The organism is Paraburkholderia sp. A3BS-1L (genome assembly GCF_051125215.1).
In the GTDB taxonomy this organism is placed as follows: Bacteria; Pseudomonadota; Gammaproteobacteria; order Burkholderiales; family Burkholderiaceae; genus Paraburkholderia.
On record NZ_CP120444.1, the window covers coordinates 474,681 to 496,756 of the forward strand.

At 63.3% G+C, this 22,076-nt stretch carries 20 protein-coding genes and 1 pseudogene; 5 read left to right on the top strand and 16 right to left on the bottom strand.

The features are described 5' to 3' along the window. Window positions 1–154 precede the first annotated feature (154 nt). Window positions 155–367 carry a CsbD family protein gene (locus P5W99_RS27285; protein WP_421027896.1) on the top strand — a complete coding sequence of 71 codons (213 nt, stop codon included), beginning with the start codon at window positions 155–157 and terminating at the stop codon, window positions 365–367. Between the two features lie 278 nt (window positions 368–645). Further along, window positions 646–1,614, top strand: coding sequence for a cation diffusion facilitator family transporter (locus tag P5W99_RS27290; protein WP_421027897.1), 969 nt, complete (start codon window positions 646–648; stop codon window positions 1,612–1,614). A 182-nt stretch (window positions 1,615–1,796) separates the two neighbouring features. Here the strand turns inward: P5W99_RS27290 and P5W99_RS27295 are convergent, their stop codons facing one another. Next, window positions 1,797–2,864 (bottom strand): hypothetical protein, encoded by a 1,068-nt coding sequence (locus tag P5W99_RS27295; RefSeq protein ID WP_421073384.1) that lies wholly within the window; start codon window positions 2,862–2,864, stop codon window positions 1,797–1,799. A gap of 264 nt (window positions 2,865–3,128) precedes the next feature. Between P5W99_RS27295 and P5W99_RS27300 the strand changes: the two genes are divergently transcribed. The 3 genes and pseudogenes from P5W99_RS27300 to phbB all read left to right on the top strand — a co-directional run bounded on the left by P5W99_RS27300 (window position 3,129) and on the right by phbB (window position 4,629). Then, the gene (locus P5W99_RS27300) at window positions 3,129–3,278 is read left to right on the top strand and encodes a hypothetical protein (protein WP_421027899.1); all 150 of its coding nucleotides are present in this window, start codon (window positions 3,129–3,131) and stop codon (window positions 3,276–3,278) included. A 110-nt stretch (window positions 3,279–3,388) separates the two neighbouring features. Further along, window positions 3,389–3,742 (top strand): annotated as a pseudogene (locus tag P5W99_RS27305) (acetyl-CoA C-acetyltransferase); the annotation flags it as partial. Window positions 3,743–3,885: 143 nt separating this feature from the next. Then, window positions 3,886–4,629, top strand: a complete 744-nt coding sequence (phbB, locus tag P5W99_RS27310) for an acetoacetyl-CoA reductase (protein ID WP_421028047.1) — start codon at window positions 3,886–3,888, stop codon at window positions 4,627–4,629. A gap of 119 nt (window positions 4,630–4,748) precedes the next feature. Here the strand turns inward: phbB and P5W99_RS27315 are convergent, their stop codons facing one another. The 15 genes from P5W99_RS27315 to glyA all read right to left on the bottom strand — a co-directional run bounded on the left by P5W99_RS27315 (window position 4,749) and on the right by glyA (window position 22,071). Beyond that, window positions 4,749–5,639: a YihY/virulence factor BrkB family protein gene (locus tag P5W99_RS27315; RefSeq protein ID WP_421027900.1), complete on the bottom strand. Its 891-nt coding sequence runs from the start codon at window positions 5,637–5,639 to the stop codon at window positions 4,749–4,751. 211 nt (window positions 5,640–5,850) lie between these two features. After that, a complete protein-coding gene (locus tag P5W99_RS27320; protein WP_434661312.1) occupies window positions 5,851–7,590 on the bottom strand; it encodes an IS1634 family transposase in 1,740 nt (579 codons plus the stop codon). Window positions 7,591–7,790: 200 nt separating this feature from the next. Beyond that, a complete protein-coding gene (locus P5W99_RS27325; RefSeq protein ID WP_421027901.1) occupies window positions 7,791–8,099 on the bottom strand; it encodes a hypothetical protein in 309 nt (102 codons plus the stop codon). Next, window positions 8,096–8,470, bottom strand: coding sequence for a phage holin family protein (locus P5W99_RS27330; RefSeq protein ID WP_421027902.1), 375 nt, complete (start codon window positions 8,468–8,470; stop codon window positions 8,096–8,098). Before P5W99_RS27330 ends, P5W99_RS27325 begins: the two co-directional genes overlap by 4 nt. Window positions 8,471–8,549: 79 nt before the next feature. Next, the gene (locus P5W99_RS27335) at window positions 8,550–8,924 is read right to left on the bottom strand and encodes a sensory rhodopsin transducer (RefSeq protein WP_421027903.1); all 375 of its coding nucleotides are present in this window, start codon (window positions 8,922–8,924) and stop codon (window positions 8,550–8,552) included. A gap of 733 nt (window positions 8,925–9,657) precedes the next feature. Continuing rightward, window positions 9,658–11,019: an MFS transporter gene (locus P5W99_RS27340; RefSeq protein ID WP_421027904.1), complete on the bottom strand. Its 1,362-nt coding sequence runs from the start codon at window positions 11,017–11,019 to the stop codon at window positions 9,658–9,660. Between the two features lie 343 nt (window positions 11,020–11,362). After that, entirely contained in the window at window positions 11,363–12,613 is a 1,251-nt protein-coding gene (locus P5W99_RS27345) for a YbfB/YjiJ family MFS transporter (protein WP_421027905.1), read from the bottom strand. 121 nt (window positions 12,614–12,734) lie between these two features. Continuing rightward, window positions 12,735–13,622 carry a formyltetrahydrofolate deformylase gene (purU, locus tag P5W99_RS27350; RefSeq protein WP_421028048.1) on the bottom strand — a complete coding sequence of 296 codons (888 nt, stop codon included), beginning with the start codon at window positions 13,620–13,622 and terminating at the stop codon, window positions 12,735–12,737. A gap of 52 nt (window positions 13,623–13,674) precedes the next feature. After that, window positions 13,675–14,142: a dihydroneopterin aldolase gene (locus P5W99_RS27355; RefSeq protein ID WP_421042759.1), complete on the bottom strand. Its 468-nt coding sequence runs from the start codon at window positions 14,140–14,142 to the stop codon at window positions 13,675–13,677. Continuing rightward, window positions 14,139–14,777 carry a sarcosine oxidase subunit gamma gene (locus tag P5W99_RS27360; RefSeq protein ID WP_421027174.1) on the bottom strand — a complete coding sequence of 213 codons (639 nt, stop codon included), beginning with the start codon at window positions 14,775–14,777 and terminating at the stop codon, window positions 14,139–14,141. Before P5W99_RS27360 ends, P5W99_RS27355 begins: the two co-directional genes overlap by 4 nt. Continuing rightward, a complete protein-coding gene (locus P5W99_RS27365; protein WP_421027175.1) occupies window positions 14,767–17,775 on the bottom strand; it encodes a sarcosine oxidase subunit alpha family protein in 3,009 nt (1,002 codons plus the stop codon). Before P5W99_RS27365 ends, P5W99_RS27360 begins: the two co-directional genes overlap by 11 nt. After that, complete coding sequence (locus P5W99_RS27370; protein WP_434665276.1) at window positions 17,772–18,143, bottom strand: sarcosine oxidase subunit delta; 372 nt, start codon at window positions 18,141–18,143, stop codon at window positions 17,772–17,774. Before P5W99_RS27370 ends, P5W99_RS27365 begins: the two co-directional genes overlap by 4 nt. Before the next feature lie 28 nt (window positions 18,144–18,171). Further along, a complete protein-coding gene (locus P5W99_RS27375) occupies window positions 18,172–19,416 on the bottom strand; it encodes a sarcosine oxidase subunit beta family protein (protein ID WP_421027177.1) in 1,245 nt (414 codons plus the stop codon). 11 nt (window positions 19,417–19,427) lie between these two features. Continuing rightward, entirely contained in the window at window positions 19,428–20,804 is a 1,377-nt protein-coding gene (locus tag P5W99_RS27380) for an L-serine ammonia-lyase (RefSeq protein WP_421046637.1), read from the bottom strand. Window positions 20,805–20,811: 7 nt separating this feature from the next. After that, the gene (gene glyA / locus P5W99_RS27385; protein ID WP_421027908.1) at window positions 20,812–22,071 is read right to left on the bottom strand and encodes a serine hydroxymethyltransferase; all 1,260 of its coding nucleotides are present in this window, start codon (window positions 22,069–22,071) and stop codon (window positions 20,812–20,814) included. Between the last annotated feature and the right edge of the window lie 5 nt (window positions 22,072–22,076).

A 22,076-nucleotide genomic window follows, 5' to 3' on the forward strand; every position in this document is an offset into this window, starting at 1 on the left:
GTCGTGCCCGGGCGTCGCGCGGGCTCCAAGCGGGCGCGCCCGCGCTAGGCCACCCGGGTGTGCCCATACCATACGGACCTCCTCCAACGCTCGATCAGGAACGGTCGTTGCGCCAAGACCGCGCGCATTCAGCGCAAACAAATGGAGAATCATCATGAACAAAGAGCATGTGAAAGGCGAAGCTGAAAAGCTCAAAGGCAAAGCGAATGAAGTCACTGGAAAAGTCACTGGCGACAAGTCCCGGGAACTCAAAGGCGACCTCCAGCAGGGAGCCGGTGAGGTACAGAAGAAGGCAGGCGACATGAAGGACGCCGCAAGAGATGCAGCAAGGGATGCCTCCAGCGACGATCAAGACAAGGACCGCTAGCCAGCAACGGTTGCAACGAGGCGCGCGGGTACCGCAAAGGTGCTCGCACGCACCGACATGGCCTTTCCGCGCTTCGGCGGTGATGCTTCAGTCGAGCGGCGTCCCGTCCGCCTCAGCCACGAATTGCATCAGCAGATTCGCGCCATCGAACTGCAGCGGCTCGCCTTGGTATCGCAACTTCGTTTCGGGATCCTGTTCTTGCAGCGGAGTCTGCCGGGGCAGCGCGGGTTCGGGGCTTGCGCCACTGCGTTTCGGAGGGTGCCAGCGAGGATCAGACGATGACGCGAGCAAAGGCAAGCGCCGATCACCGGGCGACGGCCCACACTGCGTCCGGCGCCATCCCCCGCGCCGTCTACTATGCGCTCGCTTCAAATGTTGTCGTGGCGCTCGGCAAGTTCGCCGCCGCGGCATGGACGAACTCCAGCGCGACGCTTGCCGAGGCAGTCCACTCCAGCGCGGATTGCATGAATCAGATCCTGCTGATCGTCGGCCGCCGCGCGGCCGTTGGCGACGCGGATGAACAGCATCCGCTCGGCTTCGGGCGTGAAACCCATTTCTACGCAATGCTCGTCGCGCTCCAGTTCTTCATCGTCGGCGGACTCGGTTCTGTGGGCATTGGCGTCTGGCGGCTATGGCGGCACGCCGGCCTTCAGCATGTGCCCGTCGCCATCGCCGTGCTCGCCGTGTCGGCCATTGTGGAGGGCAGCGCCTTGCGTGCCGCGATTCGCTCGATCGACACGAAACGGCGCGCCGGTGGGCTGTGGCGGTGGTTTCGCGAGACCGGCGAGCTCGAAGTCATGCTTTCGATTGGGGAGGATGCCGCCGCGCTCGTCAGCGTGCTCGTCTCGCTCGCCGGCACGGGGCTCGCGGCGCTCACCGGCCGCCCCGTGTTCGATGTGCTCGGCAGCATTGGCGTGGGCACCGTAATGATGGTGGTGGCCATCGTCTCCATGCGTGAGATCAAGTCGCAGATTGTCGGCGAGTCCGCTGGGCTCCGCGATCGCAAGGCCATTCGCGCATGGCTCGAAGCGCGTCCCGAGATCGAGCATATCGTGAGCCTGGTTGTACTGCGCTGGTCGGACAGCTTCGTGGTGGCCGTGCAGGCCCGGCTTGTTGCACACCATAGCGCCGATGACCTCGTGCGCACCATCGACCGGATCGAAACTGACTTGCAGGCCGCCTTTGCGCCCGCGCGCTGGATTTTCTTCGAGCCCGAACTGAGCAAGCCGGGCGAGCATCCTCTTTAAGGGCAACGAAATACAGGTGGCGCAACGCAGGCGCGCCGCAACATTCCGGAAGCGGCTTGAATGCGCGACAACTGAAGTCTGGCGCTACGTCACTTTGGATAAAGCGTGAGTCCAGCAGCGAATTCCGCCGCCCGCACGGTGCGCCTGCGCGCGATGGGACGCCAATTCAAGGACGCAATCGACTAGACTCCGCGCGACACACGTTCCCAACCGCGCCTGACGGTCATCTTGAACCGCTCCCATGCGCTCTCAGGATTGCGTGCCTCCCATTTCGCCCGCGCATCCGCTTCGACGCCCTGCCAGTCGGCCCCGCGGTACCGCTCGTCGCGTCCGAGCGTCGCCTCGTGCGGGTAGCCACGTCGATGCTCGTCGTACGACGCGCCCGTGTTCGCATAGCGTGCATCGTAGTCCCTTCTGAATTCGCTTTCGCGCCAGTCTGCGTCGTCCTGCGGGGTGCCGAGACGACCAGGCTCATCCCTGTTGCCCGTAGCCAATGAACGCCGGGCTTTTGGCGCGGGCGGGTTGCCGTCGCTTGCCTGGGCGGTGTGCGATTTGACGCCCGCATCCTGATTCGTGCGCGCGAACCCGGCACGAGACACGTCCGTTGCATACGACGGCTTCCCTATCGGCGGGGTCGGTCCGCGCCCTTCCGTGCGCGTCGATACCTGCCGCAGATTCGGATCGGTTGACGAAAATGCGGTGCCTTGCATATCGTCTATCGCCGCGGCCGGCGTGACCGTGGCAGGCGTCGTGCGTACCGCTGACGCAGCCGGCGTGTTGCCTTGCCGTCCGCGCGTTGCCTCGTTCTGTCTGGCCAGTTCGTCGGCCATCGCGCTGACCGAGGGCGCCGCATGTTCCGGACTTTGGGCATTCGAAGCGGCAGGACGCCACGCCGTGGCGCATTCCTCGATGTCAGCAGCGCCCGCTCGAAGCATCACTTCAAGCGCCTGATCGACTTGTGCTTCAGAAACATCGGCACTGACTATCGTTCCCCCGCGACGCATGAACTCCCTGTAATCCTCCGCATCCGGGGGGTACGATCCTTTCGTGAAGATGCGTGCGAACAACTGCTCAAGCCGATCGAAGACCTTTCTGTGATGGCGTGTATCGACAGCGCCCTGTACATAGACACGTGGCCCTTTTTCGCGAGGTGCATCAACTGATGTCGAATAGATGGCAATATCCGCTTGCGCCATCCCGGCCTCGAGTGCGCGCTGCGCCGAGCGCGCGTTCGCGTAGCTGTCGTACACGCCTAACACGGTTTGCCTCATGACTTTCTCCTTCCGCAATTCGCGGCGGTATCCTCACCCCTATCGACGAGCGTGCAATACGCGTACCCATGCGACGCGGCATCCAATGCCCCCATCTGTCCGTAAATTGTCACTTACGGACGTCTTCCTGTAGATACTCTTTCACTGATTCTTTGTTAAGGTCTTCTCTCGGCCTGCGTGATCGTCTGGCAGCGTGGCATACAGACCATGCAAACAATTATCAGGAATTCGAAGGAGACAGCGATGCCTAGCCCTCACGAATTCGCGGCACTCATGCTGGTCAAGGCCTCGCCTGACCAGATCGATCTGAACCGCGAAGCGCTCGATACACTGTTCGAGCAACAACTTGCTGCCCTCGAAAGCTCGCGTCCGGCGTACACCGTTCGCGCGTGACCCTTGATGGTGTATCACTGCCTCAGGCCATAACGCGCAAGGGTTGAACAACAGACGGCCGGCCGACTTGCTCGGACGAATTCCGCTCGTACTCCACTCGTTCGTGCGACGGTGTGACGGCGGAATCGCTCGCTGGCCTGAAACCTGCTTTCTCGAGGGAAGGCTCGGTGAAGGCGGCCAATGCATCCGGTCTCAACGACGGCGCGGCGGCCGTAGATCGCATGGAGATCTACGAGGCGTTCGCGGCGCAGGCCCGGGTCGTGAACAAACAGGTGGGCTAGGACACGTCGAAGATCAACGTGAACGGTGGCGCGATTGCGATTGGACACCCGATTGGTGCATCGGGCTGCCGCATTTTGGTGACGCTGCAGCACGAGATGTCGCGTCGTGATGCAAAGCGCGGTCTGGCCTCGCTGTGCATTGGCGGTGGCATGCGTGTGGCGCTTGCGGTCGAGCGGGTTTAAGCGAGAGGGACACCATTAGCCGCGCGATCTTACCCGCGTGATCTTCGCCCAGTGTCCGAAGGCGGAGGGCCTGGCCAGAAGGGGTGACCGCTGGCCAGGCACCACCTGATTTTTTTAAATCTCATTTCTCTCAGGTAGACAGGATGACTAATCGTATTGCATTGATAACGGGCGGAATGGGCGGTCTCGGAGAGGCCATCAGCGTACGACTCTACGACGCAGGCTACAAGGTCGTCGTCACCCACTCGCCGGACAACGCCGGCGCAAAGGACTGGCTGGCCAGAATGCAGAAAACGGGCCGCCAATTCCATGCGTATTCCATCGATGTCGCCGACTACGACTCATGTCAGCGTGGCGCGCAGAAGATCAAGGACGAAGTCGGCGCCGTCGACATTCTGGTCAACAATGCCGGCATCACGCGCGACATGACTTTCAAAAAAATGGACAAGGTCAATTGGGATGCAGTCTTGCGCACGAACCTGGACTCCATCTTCAACATCTCGAAGCCGCTGTGCGACGGTATGGTCGAGCACGGCTGGGGCCGCATCGTCAACATCTCGTCGGTGAACGGTTCCAAAGGCGCCGTGGGCCAGACGAACTATTCGGCGGCAAAGGCCGGGATGCACGGCTTCACAAAAGCGCTCGCGCTGGAAGTCGCCCGCAAGGGCGTGACGGTGAACACGATCTCGCCGGGCTACCTCGCGACGAAGATGGTCACCGCCATTCCGCAGGAGATTCTCGACACGAAAATCATCCCGCAGATCCCGATGGGCCGCCTCGGCAATCCGGATGAAGTCGCCGCGCTCGTGCTCTTTCTGTGCTCGGACGATGCAAGCTTCGTCACTGGCGCGAATATCCCCATTAACGGTGGTCAGCATATGCAGTGACCGTCGTGCCTGGGCGACCGGACAGAAAGATTTCGACAGCACGTTGTAATCTCCAGGCGCGCGCCGCCGGCAAAGGCGACGCGCGCACCAGAGATTCGCTCGATGTCCATTCGCTCCCGTCAGCTTGACACGCGCTTGCGGCGTTCACGTCCAATGGATGCCGAGAGCTCGGCTCCCAGCAAGAACGTCACCGCCGAAAAATACAGCCACATCATCAGGACCGCAAGCGAGCCGGCCGCTCCGAATGCGTTTGCCGTTCCGGCACGAGCGAGATATAGGCCGAAAAAATGGCGGCCGATAGAGAACAGCACGGCAGCCACAACTCCGCCCCATATTGCATGTCTGGTCGGCACCCTTGCGTCTGGCATGAATTTCATCAACGCAGCAAAGGCGGCGGCCAGAACGACTAGCGTGAGCGCCGCCTGAGCCAGCTGAGCGATGACGGCGAGGGGAGAATCGCCGAACAGATGATCCCCGATCCACTGGACCGCCGCATCAAGCACGAGGGAGACGACGAGCAGAAAACCCACTCCCATGACCATGCCCAACGACATCAGGCGGGCCCGGATGAGCATCGTGACGCTGCTGCGGTTCTTGAGCGCCAGCTCATCGAAAACGACGTCGAGCGCCGAGTTCAGCGAGGTGAACGTCGCGGACGCACCGATAGCCAGCAGCACCAGTGAAACGAGAGCTGCGAAGCCCCCCTGGCCGGAGCGGTGCGCGTGCTCGACGATTGCTTGAATGGCCGCCGCTGCGTCATTTCCCAGAATATCGTGGATCTGGTCAAAAAGCCTGCCGCGAGCTGCATCCGCGCCGAGTACCCGCCCCGCGATGGCGAGCACGATGATCAACGTTGGGGCGAGCGAGAAAGCCGAAAAGAATCCGATGCTGGCGGAGAGCATCGAACAGCGGTCACTGCCAAAGCGCTCGAGCGCGTCCAACGCAACGCACCAACAAAACCTAAGGCTCGAGTGGCTGCGGGCGGCACGATGTTCAGCCCGTCCTTTCATCGCGTGACTCCGGCCCCGAAAGAATCTCAGTGAATGCGGGAACTATCGCAATCTGTATGCCCCGCGCACGCCAGCGCGACAGCCAGCTATGTCTGGTGTGCGGACTCGCGGTATCGCGTGCACCAGCGTTAGTGCGGTTAGCCCGAACTTTGAGCGCGCGGCGCGCGCAAGTCTTTGATTTGTCGCGGTTGCGCGTGTCCGGCGGAGTCGGTTACTGGGTACGCGCGGGGCTGATGTTGAGCAGGCGGAAGGCCTTTTCCTGAACAGGTGTGGGCCGCGTGGTCATCACGATCTTCGCCTCAGGGTTCAGAGGTGTGTGGCAGACGTTGTAGGCGAGCGTGGCCAGATCATCGAGCAGCGTGCGGAAGCTGTGGAGTGGCAAGCCGTCCTCACCCAGCCGGGTGGTGTCCTTGGATTTCGCCTGCTCCGAGCGTTGCGCCTTGGCGACTGGCGAAGCTCGGGCGGCGCGCGCGAGCTCGATGTATTCATCGTCAAACAGCATGGGCTTCAAGGTCTCGCGCATGTGCCATTCGACGTAGTAGGCGAGCGTGCACAGAAACACGTGAGCGCGCACGCGCTGGGCGTTCCAGTGGAATATGGGGCGCACCTGCAGGTCGACCGTCTTGAGCGAACGGAACGCACGCTCCACGACCGCCAGGCCCTTGTAGGCCGATACGGCCGCCTCGGCTGGCAGGTCCTGTTCGGGCAAGCTGGTGCGCACCACATATAGACCGTCGAGCGACGCTTCCTGCCGGATCTGTTCGGACTTGCGCGTCCACGTGAAGCCCTCGTCGGTAAAGCTCAGATCGAAGTGCTTGGCCATCTTGTAGTGGTCGATGACGCGGCCCACGCGCAAGGCAATCGTCTCCACGCCCTTCAGGCGGTTGCGGGCCCGCGTGGTCGCTGCGGCGATCTTCATCAACTCGGCTTCAGTGGCCTGCAGCAGCGCCTCGCGCTTGCGGCTGCGCTCCTCGGCCAGCAGCGGATTGCGGCACACGATGAGCCGCTCACCGGGAAACGACTCACTGGTCACCTCGAGCAGATTGCGCTCATCAAACAGCGACGGCTGGAAGGGCCCCTTCTCCTGGGCAAGCGCGCTCACCTGCGGCGCGCGCAGGCTGCTCACCCAGCCCAGGCCCGCCGGGCGCAATACCGTGTCAATACGCGCCTGCGTGAGCATGCCCCGGTCGCCCACCCAGGCGAGCTTGCCGATGCCAAAGCGCGTCTTGAGCTTCTCCACCTGAGAGGCCACGGTAGCCGGATCGGCGGTGTTGCCCGCGAAGACTTCGACGGCCACCGGACATCCATCAGGAGTGCAAACCAGCCCGAACACGATCTGCGGATCGTCGCGCTTGCCATCGCGGCTGTAGCCGTGGGCGGCGAGCTCGCAGCAGCGTCCGGTCACCCAGGTGGAGGTGAGGTCATAGAGCACCAGCGTGTTGCCGGCCAGATGTTTCCTGGCGAGCCGCTTCTCGATGCCTTCCTGGGCATCGCCGAGCCAGTCGAGCGCGGCGTAGATCTGCTCAAGGTCAACGTCGCCCAGACCGAGCAGCCGCGACAGCGAATGGGTGGCGGTTTCGTCGCGCAACATGCGATGGGTGGCGAGCTTGGAAGCCGGCGAGACCACCCGCGCCACCAGCAGTGCCATCACCACCGAGCGCAGCGCGGCAGGCGCCGATGCAAACCACTGCTCGGCGCCACAGGCGCGCGCGGCGCCGAGCGCCGCGGCCACGTGTCCGTGTGGCAGGCTGCGCTCGATCACGAAGGCCTCTTCAGCCGAGGGCACCGCGACGCCCCCGCGCAAGAGGACCTTCAAGCCCTCGATGACCTCGGCGGGAAGCGCCGAGAGGTTGGCGAGGGTGCGCTTCTTCACCTTGTTGCCATCGCGATACGACTCACGCAGCAGGATCGCGGGTGGGGAATTGCGGTTGGGAACGTGTTCGACGTACATGAACACTAATTCAAGCACAAAAACCGCTAAATGCAATATAAAAATACTAATTTACATGGGTACACGATAGCCTCAAAAAATAGCCGAAACCCAGCACTGATAGGGGTTCCAGCTATTTGAGAAGGCAAAGCTCGGGTTAGCCCGCCCGCGAATATTGGACATCCTGCGAAAGCGCGACAGGCAGGTGCCTGCCGTTTTGATCAGCGCGCGATGGCAGCCCGGACTTGACGCGCAATCCACGCGGTCAGCCCTGTCCTCACAACGGTCGGCAAGACGCGCCTCGGCCCGATCAGCAGTGATCCAATCATAATGGAGCCAAGCAGCGCAATATCTGGCGTCGCAATCAAGGCACGACTAAGTTGCGAAAATGTCAGCGAGTTTTCGCTCTCTCTTGCGCGCTCCCTGGAACCTAAACCCATGTTTGCAGCAAGCAATTGCGCACGTGTCAGTTCCATTCTGGCTAGCACGAGCGCTTCACGTTCGTGCAGTTTGCGCAGACCACGTTTCACTTGAGCGCCTCCCTGAGCGTTTCGATATCAGCGCGCAGTTCCCGCTCCAGAATAGAGAATGCTTGCGCCGGCTTCTGCGCGCGCACGACCATGAGCGCCACCAGTGAGGCGACCAGCCAGGCAATCGCGATGCCCCATGCCACGAAGAGGAAATAGCGCGTGTGCCAGGCGGACGCTATGGCTGCGAGACAGAAAAACGACAACGTAAAGAGGCCGCTGACGATCAGGGCGATGACGGCGAGCACTTCGCGAACAATCCGCAGGCGGGTTTCCGCCAACTCAATCACAAACAACTGCCCGTAATCCGCGGATCGGGAAACCGCGAATCGCGCCACGTTGCGCCAGCGGCGGAGCTTCGGATTCGTAGACATGATGTTCACATCTGCCGCGCCCGTGAAAAAGCCGCTTTTCGCATCCCGCGTGCCACACGGCTTCAAAACCGGCGCGTCATCAATCGCTCCCGAAGGCGATGCTGGATAGCAGTGCCAATTCAGCCTGGCGAGAATCCAGGCGCGTGTGCTGCACGACCACCGGCACATCCGACTCAAACACGCTCGCGTACTCCGTACCGGTTGGAATAGACTCAGGTTCGCGAAGATCGTTAAAACGCATATGCAGCGCTCTTCTTGCAGGCACCGTAATAAAGTATGGGCCGGCTGGTTCGCGATCCTTGAACAACACGGTCACCTCGATGTGCGCGTCTTGCTCGCCGGCATTCAAGATGCACGCCGTCTCATGGCTCCTCAATTCGGGCCGGTCACCCGTGCCATACCGCGGCAAGTAGCCTTCCGCGATTGCCCACCGGGTCTTTCCGATCGCCTGCATAAAGCCTCCTTTCTTTCCGCCGGGCACGATACCGCTCCCTGTCTCAGGAATAGTCCGCAACCTGCATGCCAGCGGTGCCGCCAGATTAGCCGGCGAACTTGTCGCGAACCAGAACCATTGATGTCGATACCGTTCGCGTGACGCCGTCGAGACACGCGCAAGCTGACTAGTGGGCGACGTCCATGGAGCGGTGCAACCCGCGCGAGCCCCGCGATTTTTACAGCGCCGCCTACGTCTTCGTTACAATGCCCTTGGTATATTCCATTCGGTATCACGCCCGCCGAGCCGATGGCGTGCGGAAAGTGCAATCGCCGAAATCTACCAGGCAAGCATGGCTGTGCGGTAAAAATCGGTACGCTTGCTAACGGCATAATCGTATTGGATCATGCCCCGTGTTCACCCCGGTGTAAAACGGTTGTAGGCATCGTTCGTGTAGGTATGCGCTCCGAACACCTGAAGCCAGGCGTCAGCGCATACTTTGCATTCACCTTCATTCTTAACCGTTACGGAACGCGCATGGCCGTCCGGGCTCGTGGCGCCACAAAGATGATTGCCGCCTGCGCCCTTTTGCTGCGACTTGTAACGGTAGCGATTGCAGGCGCAGCTATAGTGCCGCGCCTGCGCGCCACCTATTCTGAAATCGCCGGGTGCAGCAGCACGTCCAGGTTCATTGACATGTGGGCCATGCTGCTCCTGCGCACCAATCAGAACGAGAATGGTTTGCGCATCCTCATCAATCGTCGGCCAGCGGCAACCGGGAGGTTTCGCTGCTCGCCAGCATGGCTACTAGCGCGACGCCAGCAGCGCCCACAAGGTACCACGCTGGCGCGAGCTTGCTGCCGGTCGTAGCGATCAGCCAGGTGGCGACCAGCGGTGCAGTACCGCCAAAGAGCGCGTTTGCGGCGTTGAAGCAGAAGGCGAAGCCGCTGTAGCGCACGCGCGTCGGGAATATCTCGGACAGAAAGCACGGCAAGGTGCCGTCATTGAGCGTGAGCAACGCGCCGAACGCAATCTGGATCAGCACAATGGTCACGAAGCTCGCGCCGGCCAGTCCCTTGAACAGCGGCACCGTGAGCAGTGCGAACAAGACCGATGCGCCAATCAGCATGGTCTTTCGGCCGACACGGTCGGACAGCGCGCCCATCAGGAAAATCAGCCCGATGTATGCCGCGAGCGAAATGGTCGCGGCCACGAACGACGCCGTTTCGCTAATACCCATTTCCGTCGACAGGTAGGTCGGCATGTAGCTCAGCACCAGATAGAACGCTACGGCGTTCAGGCAGGTCACCCCGAACGCGATGAGCATCTTGCCGCGATGGCGGGTCAGCAACTCGGTCACAGGCGCCTTGGCCAGGTCGTGCGATCCTTCGAGTGCCTTGAACTTCGGCGTGTCTTCGAGCTTCAGCCGGATGTAGCGCCCGACCAGCCCGAAAGGTGCCGCGAGCAGGAACGGCAAACGCCAGCCAAAATCATGCAGTTGCTGCGTGGTAAGCACCGCGTGCATCACGGCGACGAATACCGAGCCGAACAGCAGACCGGCAGCCGTGCTCGCCGGCACAATGCTCGTGTACACGCCGCGCTTGCCCGGGGGGGCGAATTCCGCGAGAAACGCAGACGCACCCGCATATTCGCCCGAGGCTGAAAAGCCCTGTATGACGCGCACCAGCAGCAGCAATGCGGGTGCAATCATGCCGACCTGCGCATAGGTGGGCAGGAACGCGATCAGGAAGGTCGAACACGACATGATCAGAATCGACAGCGACAGCGCGGCCCTGCGCCCATGCCTGTCCCCGAAATGCCCCCAGACCACGCCGCCCAGCGGACGCACGATGAACGAGACCGCGAATACGCCGTAGGCCGCGAGCAGTCCCGTCATCGAGTCGCTTTTCGGAAAGAACATCACCGCAATGATGGTTGCAAGATAGCCATACGAAGCGTAGTCGAACCACTCGACAAAATTGCCGATGAAGCTCGCGAGTGCCGCCCGCTTTAATAGCCCCGCATCAGCTCTATTATCACTGCGCCCTGCCACTTCGTCCGCCTTCCACTCACTGGCCGCCGCAAGGCAGCTCGGCACCGCTTTTCTGGTACTCATCCAAGTCTCCAATGGTTCTGCTGGTTCGCTCCAACGAACACGAAATTCCGCCTCGACCGTTACCGCTTCGGGCGCCGTCGAGTGCTGAGAATTCCGCGGGTTCAAGGGAATAGTAGAAGTTGCCGCCAATGGAAAATATCTTTATCGGACAAGCGGCTTTCTGCATTCGACATCGAGGGTAAACACCCCGAGAGAATTCCTCGCGGCACGCGGCGGCATCATGGCATAAAGACACACGCGGCAATGCGCTTCAAAGGCGGCATTGCCGCGCATAGGCACTTGTGGTGTGAAGGAAGTGAGTCGGGGGGCCTGCGTTCAACGCTTAAGCAAGCGGCCGAGCCCATCAGGCGTGGCGATCGAGCGGACGCTGGCAAGCTGCCAGTAGCGCGCCAACGAGTAGAACTGCTGAAGAATAGACGAGCCCGCGCGTGAGACTCGCATTATCGGAGACCCAGCCGATCGCAACCGGCCCGGCGATCTGGCCGAACGCGAACACGATCGTGAACGCGCTGATGCCGCGCGTCCATTCGTCAGACGGAAGATTGTGTCGCACGAATGCGGTCGTCGAGGCCACCGCGGAAAGGAATGTCGAGCCGAAGATCACACCCGAAATAGCCGCCGCCAGAGGGTGTGCGAACATGGCCGGCATCAGCGTCGCGAGGCCCAGTAGCGCATTGAACGTCGCCAGCGCGAGGCCGCCATGCGTGCGGTCCAGAAAGCGCGACCAGATGCGTGCCGAGGCGACCGTTGCGACTCCCAACGCGATATAGAACGCGCAGACGACGCCCTGGCTCATGCCCTCGCTGCGCAACAGCGCAACGATGAACGTCATGTAGCCGATATATCCCACGCCAAAGAGGCCGTATCCGCCCATTGCGGGACCGTAGCGCCACCACGCGGTTCGCTGCGTGGGCGTGCATCCTCGCGCACTCGCGATGGCCGCGCCCGCTGCATCGATGCGGCGGGCGGCGCCTCGTGCAAGCAGCGTGCAGGCCGCACATGCGGCAGCCAGCGCGAACCATGCGGGCTGCCAGCCGTGCAGCCCGGTACGCACCGTGGCCGGCACGAGAATGGACGACAATACGATGCCGTATCCTGTCCCGCCGTAATAGAGGCCCAGGATCAGTCCGCCACGGCGCGGCACGGCTGTCGCGAGCCGCGCCGCCAAGACACCGCCGCTGATAAAGATGAACGCGCTGCCGACGCCAGCCACGAGCCGCTGCGCGAGCAGCAGGGACGTGCCGGAAACGAGACCACACAACACCGTCAGCACGATCACCGCATATGCGCCCGCAACGAACAGCGTGCTGGACGCTCGATGGCGGGCGAGCCAGGGGAACATGACCGCGCCGATCAGATAACCCACCGCGTTGGATGTGTTCATCGCGCCGGCCTGGGCGAAACTCCATCCCAGGTCGGCCTTCATCGCCGGCAGGAGCAAAGCATAGGAAAAGCGCACGAAACCCAGGGCCATCGCGCTGCCCAGCGACAGGCGCATAGCCAGCCAGAGCGGCGCAAACGACTCGCTATCCTCGAGAGGTGCCGGCGCCGCCTCGATACGTCCGGCAGTCCGGTTGTCGGTATTCGACTGCATCCAGGTCGGGATCTCCGTATTCCAGTTGCCCCGTCACGCACGGTCCAGACCGGGCGCCCGAGCACTCGCCGGTCGCCCGCACCGCCCGGAATAGTGCCAGAAAATCCTGCGCACCGGAGCGCTAGCGCAGGACAACCGTTCTCCCTTGGTGAATAAAGATGCGCCGCTCGATAAAGCCCTGAACGGCGCGGGCGAGCGCGGCGCGCTCCATGTCGCGGCCCGCCGCGAGCAGCCGCTCCGGTGTGTAAGTATGATCCACGCGCTCCACCACCTGCTCGATGATGGGCCCTTCGTCGAGATCTCCGGTCACGAAGTGCGCAGTGGCCCCAATCAGCTTGACCCCGCGCGTATAGGCCTGATGATAGGGCCGCGCGCCTTTGAAACCCGGCAGGAACGAATGATGAATGTTGATCGTCCGGCCCGCAAGACGTGCGCATAGCGCGGCGCTCAGGACCTGCATGTAGCGGGCGAGCACCACCAGCTCGGTTCCCGTGCGCTCGATTAGTGAGACGAGCGCCTGCTCCTGTATGGATTTCGTTTCAGTGGTCACGGGAAGGTGATGAAACTCGATCCCATGAGATCGCACCATGGGCTCCAGATCGCGATGATTGGATACCACACCCACAATATCGATCGGCAATTCATTGATGCGCCAACGATGCAGCAGATCCACCAGGCAGTGATCGAGCCGCGAGACGAGCATCAGCACCTTTGGCTTCACGCGTGCGTCGAAGATGGCCCACTCGAAAGCGTGCTGGCGTGCAAGCGGCGCAAAGGCTTCTGATAGCGTCTCGAGGCCAAGGCGTCTCGGCGCAGGAACATGAAACTCGCAGCGCACGAAGAAGCGGGTGGTCTGCGGATCGTCGAAAACCGAGAATTCGTCGATATAGCAGCCAAATCCGTCGAGCAAACCGACGACAGCTGCCACCTGGCCCTGCGCGCTGGCGCAGGTCACGTTCAGGATAAAGCGGCACGTGCTATCGGTCACGTCATCAGAAGACCCGTTCATGATTTTCCCCCCCGTGATTGGCACATCGATTGAGTGCCGTGTTTTTTCCGTATCAGTCACGCTTGCATGTGCTCCACTGCAGATAATCGGCGCGCGTCCATTCGAGCGACACGCCGATGCGCTGCGTGCCGGGCCGGATCTTCGGCTTGTGCACTTCGATCGTGAGCGTATCGAGCGCGGGCCACTCGCGAAACGAGAGCGCCGCAATGTCGGCCACCAGCGTTTCGAGCAGCCGCGTATGCGGCTTCTTCGCGAGAAACTCCGCAATGCGCGCGCAATAGCGCTCGTAATCGATCCAGTCGCTCTCTTCCTTCGGCATCGAGCGATAGCCCAGTTGCGCATCGATCACGAGCGGCTGCGGCTGGCCATGCTCGTGCGCATGAATGCCGATGCGCGCGGGCACGCTCAGGCCCTCGACGAACACACTCCAGCCGCGGCCGCGCGAGGGCGGCACATCGCGCGCCGCCGGCGCATCGAACGGTGCGGGCGCCGGATCGAAGGTTCCGTCGACGATCTTCATGATGCAAGCGACGCCGTGGCGTCTACCATGATGCGGCAGAAGTAATCCGCGAAGCTGCGGCGCACGACGATCTCGAAGCGGTCGCCGCCCATCGGAACCAGCACGATCGAGGCCTTGAAGAACACGCTCTGCGCGCACTGCCCTTCCTTGAACAGCCCCGGATGCAGGTCCAGCGGGCAGCCGCGCGAGAGCAGCTCGCGCGTGCGCGCGCCGTCGATCTCCACCACCGTGTAGCCGCTGCCCACGTCCACGGCGGCCGCGTACGCCTCGCCGAATGCGGGCGCGAGCTTCGCTTCGAGCACGCCGGCCTGCACCGCCGCGTCCGAGCGCACGAGCCATTCGTCGGGGCCGAGCCACAGCACGTCGTAGCCGTTGCCGCGCGTGACCGTGTTGGGCGTCGAAGGCGGCTGGCAGCCGACCACCTGGGCAAACCCGTCCACGAACGCCGGATCGCTCAGTTCGCCGCGCACGTTCACCAGATCGCGGAACGGCAGTTCACGCAGGGTGAAGCCGTTCGGCGCGCGGCCCTCCTGGGCCTTGATGAGCCCGGCCACGCCGGCGAAAGGCGACTCGAGCCGCACCGCTGCTGCTGCGCGCTCCGCAAGGGGCGCCGTATCCATCGTTTCATTCAACATGCTGACGCACCCCTTCAGTGTCGTAAAAAATCGGGCTGGCAATCTTCGCCTTCACGCGCCGGCCATCGGCCATCGAGATCGCGACGTATTCGCCGGTTTTGTTGTGGCCGCCCTTCACGACCGCCAGTGCGATCGAGCGGTCGAGAATCGGGCTGTAGTAGCTCGACGTCACGTGGCCCAGCATCGGCGTGGTGCCGTCGGCCCTCTGCTGCGCATTCACGTCCACGATCTGGCCGCCTTCGGGCAGCACGAACTTCGCATCGTCGGTCAGGAGTCCGACGAACTGCTTGCGCCCGTCCTTCGCGGTGTCCGAGCGCTTGAGCGAGCGGCGCCCCAGGAAGTCCTTGGTCTGCGAAACCAGCCCGCCCATGCCCAGGTCGAACGGCGTGACCGAACCGTCGGTGTCCTGGCCGACGATGATGTAGCCCTTCTCCGCGCGCAGCACGTGCATCGTTTCCGTGCCGTACGGCGTGATGTTGAACTCCGCGCCCGCGGCCATCAGCGCTTCCCACACCGCGCGGCCCGCGTTCGCCGGCACGTTCACTTCATAGGCCAGCTCGCCCGAGAAGCTGATGCGCATGACGCGCGACTTCACGCCTGCCACCGTGCCGTTGCGATACGACATGAACGGGAACGCGGCGTTGTCGAAGTCGATGTCCCTGCACACCTTCTGCAGCACCTTGCGGCTCTTCGGGCCCACCACGGCGAAGGTCGCCCAGTGATCGGTCACCGAAGACAGACGCACCTTCATGTCGGGCCACTCTGTCTGCAGCCAGCGTTCGAGCCACGTGAGCACGCGCGCGGCGCCACCCGTGGTGGTCGTCATCATGTAGTGCTGCGCTCCGAGGCGCACCGTCACGCCGTCGTCGAACACCATGCCGTTCTCGTCGAGCATCAGGCCGTAGCGGCACTTGCCCACTTCGAGCTTGAGCCACGGATTCGTGTAGACCCAGTTGAGCAGCTTCGCGGCGTCCGGGCCCTGGATGTCGATCTTGCCGAGCGTCGACGCATCGAGAATGCCCACGCTGTTGCGCACCGCGAGGCACTCGCGCCTGAGCGCCGCGTGCATGTCCTCGCCCTTCTTCGGGTAGTACCAGGGGCGCTTCCAGTTGCCCACGTCCTCGAACAGCGCGCCGTTCTCTTCGTGCCACTCGTGAATGCAGGTCTTGCGGATCGGGTCGAGGAAGTCGCCCAGTTCGCGGCCCGCCACGGTGCCGAACGTCACGGGCGTGTAGTTCGGGCGGAACGTGGTCGTGCCGGTTTCCGGAATCGACTTGCCGAGCGCATCGGCGAGAATCGCCATGCCGTTGATGTTGCCGAGCTTGCCCTGGTCGGTGCCGAAGCCCATCGCCGTGTAGCGCTTCACGTGCTCGACCGACTCGAAGCCTTCGCGCGCGGCCAGCAGGATGTCCGATGCGGCCACGTCGTTCTGGAAGTCGACGAACTGCTTCGGTCCGCGCGGCGCGGCCTTGCGGCTGCCCACGAGCCACAGCGGCTGCAGCGGCGTTTCCGTGATCTCGGCGGCCTTCGGTACCTGCGGGCGCGTCACGGTGAAGCCAAGCGACTTCGTTGCATCGATGCCGGCATCGACTGCCTGGGTCAGGCCGCGTGCCAGGCTGAATTCGCCCACTGCCGCGCCCACGCTCACTTCCTGCTGCATGCGCTTGCCCGGCGTGAAGCAGGCCTTCGCATCGTTCCAGTGCGCCTTGCCGCCCGACTGCGCGAACAGGTGCAGCACCGGGCTGAAGCCGCCCGACATCGCCACCAGATCGCACGGCAGGTCAGCCAGCTTCGCGCCGGTCTGGCCGTTCTGATACGCGACCACCTCGACCGAGTTCACGCGCAGCTTGCCGTGCGCAGCCATGATGGCCGCGTTGTTCATGATCTTCACGCCCTGGCGGCGCGCGGCGTCCTGCAGGGCGCCCTTGCCCTGCGCACGCGAATCGACCACCGTGACTTCCGCGCCGCAGGCCTTCACGTCGAGCGCGCAGCGGTAGCCCGCGTCGTTGTTCGCGAACACCACGACCTTGCGGCCCGGCAGCACGCCATAGCGATGAATGTAGGTGCACACCGCCGAGGCCATCATGACGCCCGGCAGATCGTTGTTGCCGAACACGATGGGACGCTCGTGCGCGCCGGTGGCGAGAATCACGCGCTTCGCGCGGATCTTCCAGAGCAGTTCGCGCGTGCCCTTGCGCGTCGAGACCGGCAGATGCTCGGTCAGGCGCTGCGTGACGGTCACGAGGTTGTGATCCTGGTAGCCGAAGGCCGTGCTGCGCGAGAGGATCTTCACGTCCGGCATGGCCGCGAGTTCCGCCTCGATCTTTTCGACCCACTGGATGGCGGGGCGGCCGTCGATCTCGGTCTTGCACGACAGCAGGCTGCCGCCCAGTTCGCGCTGGTCGTCGACGAGAATCACGCGCGCGCCGGCACGGCCCGCCGTGTGCGCCGCCAGCAGGCCCGTGGGGCCGCCGCCGACCACCAGCACGTCGCAATGCGCGAAGCACTTGTCGTAGCGGTCGCCGTCGCGCACTTCGGGCGCCTTGCCCAGACCCGCGGCCTCGCGGATCTTCTCTTCGTACTTCGGCCAGAATTTACGCGGCCACATGAAGGTCTTGTAGTAGAAGCCCGCCGGCAGGAAGCGCGAGAACTTCTGGTTGATCGCCATGCGGTCGTGCTCGAGGTCCGGCTCCGCGTTCACGCTGGTCGCCACGAGCCCCTGATAAAGCTCGATTTCGGTCGAGCGCGCGTTCGGCACGGTGTACGCGCCGCGCTCGAGCTGCACCACGGCATTCGGCTCGGCCACATCGGCGGTCACGATGCCGCGCGGGCGGTGGTACTTGAAGCTGCGCGCGACGAAGTGCACGTCGTTGGCCAGCAGCGCCGAGGCGAGCGTGTCGCCCTGATAGCCCTGATAGGTGCGGCCGTTGAACGTGAAGCTCAGCGGAATCGCGCGGTTGATGCGCCCGCCGGCGCCGAGACGGTTCTTCTGGCTCATCGCTGCTTGCTCCCCTGCGTGCCTTGTTGTGCGCCTTGTTGTGCGCCTTGTTGTGCGCCTTGTTGTGCGCCTTGTTGCGCCCTGGCCTGGACGTTCACTGCCGAGCCGGCGTCGCCAAACGTTTCGTAACCCTGAATGTCGTAACTGACGGTGTCGCGCGTCACCTTGAACCAGCGCCGGCAGCCCTGCGTGTGCAGCCACTGCTCCTTGTGCACGCCGCGCGGGTTATCGCGCATGAACAGGTACTCGCCCCATTCGCGGTCGCTCAGCTTGTCGGTGTCCAGCGGCCGGGCGATGTCCGCCTCGCCGCCGCAGGTGAATTCGAGTTCGGCGCGCGGCCCGCACCATGGGCATTCGATCAGCAACATAATGTCTTCTCCTGTTTCAGGTGCGTAATCAGTGCGCCACGGCAGCTGCGCCGTGCTCGTCGATCAGATGGCCGTTATAGAAACGGTCCAGTGCGAACGGCGCGTTGAGCGGATGCGGTTCGTCGTTCGCGATGGTGTGCGCGAACACCCAGCCCGAGCCCGGCGTCGCCTTGAAGCCGCCGGTGCCCCAGCCGCAGTTGAAATAGAGGCCCTTCACGTCGGTCTTGCTGATGATCGGGCAGGCGTCGGGCGAAACGTCGACGATGCCGCCCCACTGGCGGTTCATGCGCACGCGCGAGAACACCGGGAACATTTCGACGATGGCCTGCAGCGTGCCTTCGATGATGTGATAGCTGCCGCGCTGGCCAAAGCCCGTGTACTGGTCGACGCCCGCGCCGATCACGAGGTCGCCCTTGTCGGACTGGCTGATGTACGCGTGCACCGCGTTCGACATGATGACCGAGTTGACCACCGGCTTGATGGGCTCGGAAACCAGCGCCTGCAGCGGATGGCTTTCGATCGGCAGGCGGATGCCGGCCATGTCGGCGAGCGTGGTGGTGTTGCCTGCGGCCACCACCGCCACCTTCTTCGCCTTGATGAAGCCCTTCACGGTATCCACGCCGGTCACGCGCCCGCCATCGCGGCGGATGCCCGTGACCTGGCAGTTCTGGATGATGTCCACGCCGTGACGGTCCGCGCCGCGCGCGAAGCCCCAGGCCACCGCATCGTGGCGCGCCACGCCGGCGCGGCGCTGAATCGACGCGCCCAGCACCGGATAGCGGCTGTTCAGGTTGATCGTGGGCTCGATCTCCTTGATCTGCTCGGGCGTGAGGAACTCGGCGTCCACGCCGTTCAGGCGGTTCGCGTTCACGCGGCGCTCGGTGTCGCGCACGTCCTGCAGGTTGTGCGCGAGATTCATCACGCCGCGCTGGCTGAACATCACGTTGTAGTTCAGGTCCTGCGAGAGCCCTTCCCAGAGCTTCATGGCCTTCTCATACAGCGCCGCCGACTCGTCCCACAGATAGTTCGAGCGCACGATGGTGGTGTTGCGCGCCGTGTTGCCGCCGCCGATCCAGCCCTTCTCCAGAATCGCGACGTTCTTCACGCCGTGCTCTTTCGCGAGGTAGTACGCGGTGGCCAGACCGTGCCCGCCGCCGCCGACGATCACGACGTCGTACTCCTTCTTCGGCTCGGGGCTCCTCCACTGCCGCTCCCAGTTCTCGTGATACGACAACCCGTTGCGGAACAGACTGAATATCGAATAGTGGCTCATGGTGTCCTCCCTCAGCATTCGATCACGTTGACCGCGAGGCCCCCGCGCGATGTTTCCTTGTATTTCGTTTTCATGTCCGCACCGGTCTCGCGCATCGTCTTGATGACCTTGTCGAGCGAAACGTAGTGCTTGCCGTTGCCCCTGAGCGCCATGCGGGCCGCGTTGACGGCCTTTACCGCGCCCATCGCATTGCGCTCGATGCACGGAATCTGCACGAGGCCACCTACGGGATCGCAGGTCATGCCGAGGTTGTGCTCCATGCCGATTTCAGCGGCGTTTTCCACCTGCTCGGGCGTGCCGCCCATCACGGCAGCGAGCGCGCCCGCTGCCATCGAACAGGCCACGCCCACCTCGCCCTGACACCCCACCTCTGCGCCGGATATCGACGCGTTCTCCTTGTAAAGCAGGCCGATCGCGGCGGCAGTCAGAAGAAACGTCACTGCGCCGTCATCGTCGGAGCCCGGAACGAACTTGGTGTAGTACTGCAGCACGGCCGGGATGATCCCCGCCGCGCCGTTGGTCGGTGCGGTGACAATTCGCCCGCCCGCCGCGTTCTCCTCGTTCACGGCCATCGCGTAGAGATTGATCCAGTCGATCATCGAAAGCGGGTCGCGCAGGCACTCTTCCGACTGCGCCTTCAACTGCTGAAAGACCGCGGAAGCGCGCCGCCGCACTTTAAGCGGACCGGGCAGCGTGCCTTCGATCGCACAGCCGCGTGCAATCGATGCCGCCATCACGTCGCGGATCGTCAGGAGGCCCGCGCGCACGGCGTCGGGCGAGCGCCACGTGCACTCATTGGCCATCATCACATCGGCGATCGACAGGCCGCTTTCGCCGCACAGCCGCAACAGATCCACGCCGGTCCGGAACGGATACGGCACGTCGTCGGTGCCCGGCAGGCCATTGAGCCGCTCCCCCGCATCGTTGACCACAAAGCCGCCGCCCACCGAGTAGTACGCCTGAGTATCGAGCACCGATCCGTTCGTATCGAGCGCCGTAAAGCGCATGCCATTGGGATGCAGCGGCAATACCTCGCGCCGCAGAAAGGCAATCTGCGTCTTTTCGTCGAAGGCGATGCGGCGCTCGCCCGCCAGGTCGAGTTCCTTCGCCGCGCGGATGGCGGCGAGGCGCTGTTCCGCATAGTCGGGATCGATCGTATCGGGCAGGTTGCCCTCGAGACCGAGTAGCACCGCCTTGTCGGTACCGTGCCCCTTGCCGGTTGCACCAAGCGATCCAAACAGCTCGATACGCATCGAGCCCAGACGAGCCAGCACGGAACGATCGCGCAAACGTCCGGCAAACTTGCACGCGGCGATCATCGGTCCCACGGTGTGCGAACTGGATGGACCGATGCCGATCTTGAACAGGTCGAAGGTGCTCACGTTCATGGCGTCCTCACAGACCCTGATAGACCGGATACCGCGCGCACAGCTTCGCCACCTCGTCACGCACACGGCCTTCCACCTGCGCGTCGCCCAGGTGATCGAGCACGTCGCAGATCAGTCGCGCCGTCATTGCGGCGTCGTCCTCGTTGAATCCGCGAGTGGTGATCGCGGGAGTACCGATACGGATTCCGCTCGTAACGAAAGGCGATTGCGGGTCGTTGGGCACGGCGTTCTTGTTGACGGTGATATGCGAGCGACCGAGCGCGGCATCCGCGTCCTTGCCGGTCACGCCCTTTGCCACGAGACTGACAAGAAAGAGGTGGTCGTCGGTGCCACCGGATACGACCTCGTAGCCGCGCGCGATGAATACTTCCACCATGGCCCGTGCATTGGCGAGCGTCTGCGCCTGGTAAGCCTTGAATTCGGCGCTTTGCGCCTCCCTGAATGCAACGGCCTTGGCGGCAATCACGTGCATCAGCGGACCGCCCTGTGTGCCCGGAAACACTGTCGCATTGAGTTTTTTCTCGATATCCGTGTTGGCGCGCCCGAGAATCAGGCCACCGCGCGGGCCGCGCAGCGTCTTGTGCGTGGTGGTGGTCACCACGTCGGCAAACGGCACCGGGTTCGGATACAGGCCCGCCGCGACGATACCGGCGACGTGCGCCATGTCCACGAAGAGGATGGCCCCCACCTTGTCGGCAATAGCGCGAAAGCGCGCGAAATCGAGGACGCGTGAGTACGCGGAGAACCCCGCCACGATCATGCGCGGACGATGCTCGAGCGCAAGCTGCTCGACCTCGTCGTAATCGATCAGGCCGGTGCTGGCGTCGACGCCATATTGGATGGCGTTGAAGATTTTTCCGGAGAACGAAACCTTGGCACCATGCGTGAGGTGTCCGCCGTGAGCGAGGCTCATGCCGAGAATCGTGTCGCCCGGCGAGAGCAAGGCAAGGTACACGGCCGCGTTGGCCTGCGATCCGCTATGCGGCTGCACGTTCGCGAAATCCGCGCCGAATAGGGCCTTGGCACGCGCAATCGCCAGCTGCTCGACCACATCGACGTGCTCACAGCCGCCATAGTATCGCTTGCCGGGATAGCCCTCCGCGTACTTGTTGGTCAGCACCGAGCCCTGTGCCTCGAGCACGCGCGGGCTCGTGTAGTTCTCCGATGCGATCAGCTCGATATGCGCTTCCTGGCGCGCGCGCTCGAGGCGCATCGCCTCCGCGAGATCCGGATCGAATCCGGCGATGGTTTGTTCCCTGGAAAACACGCTGG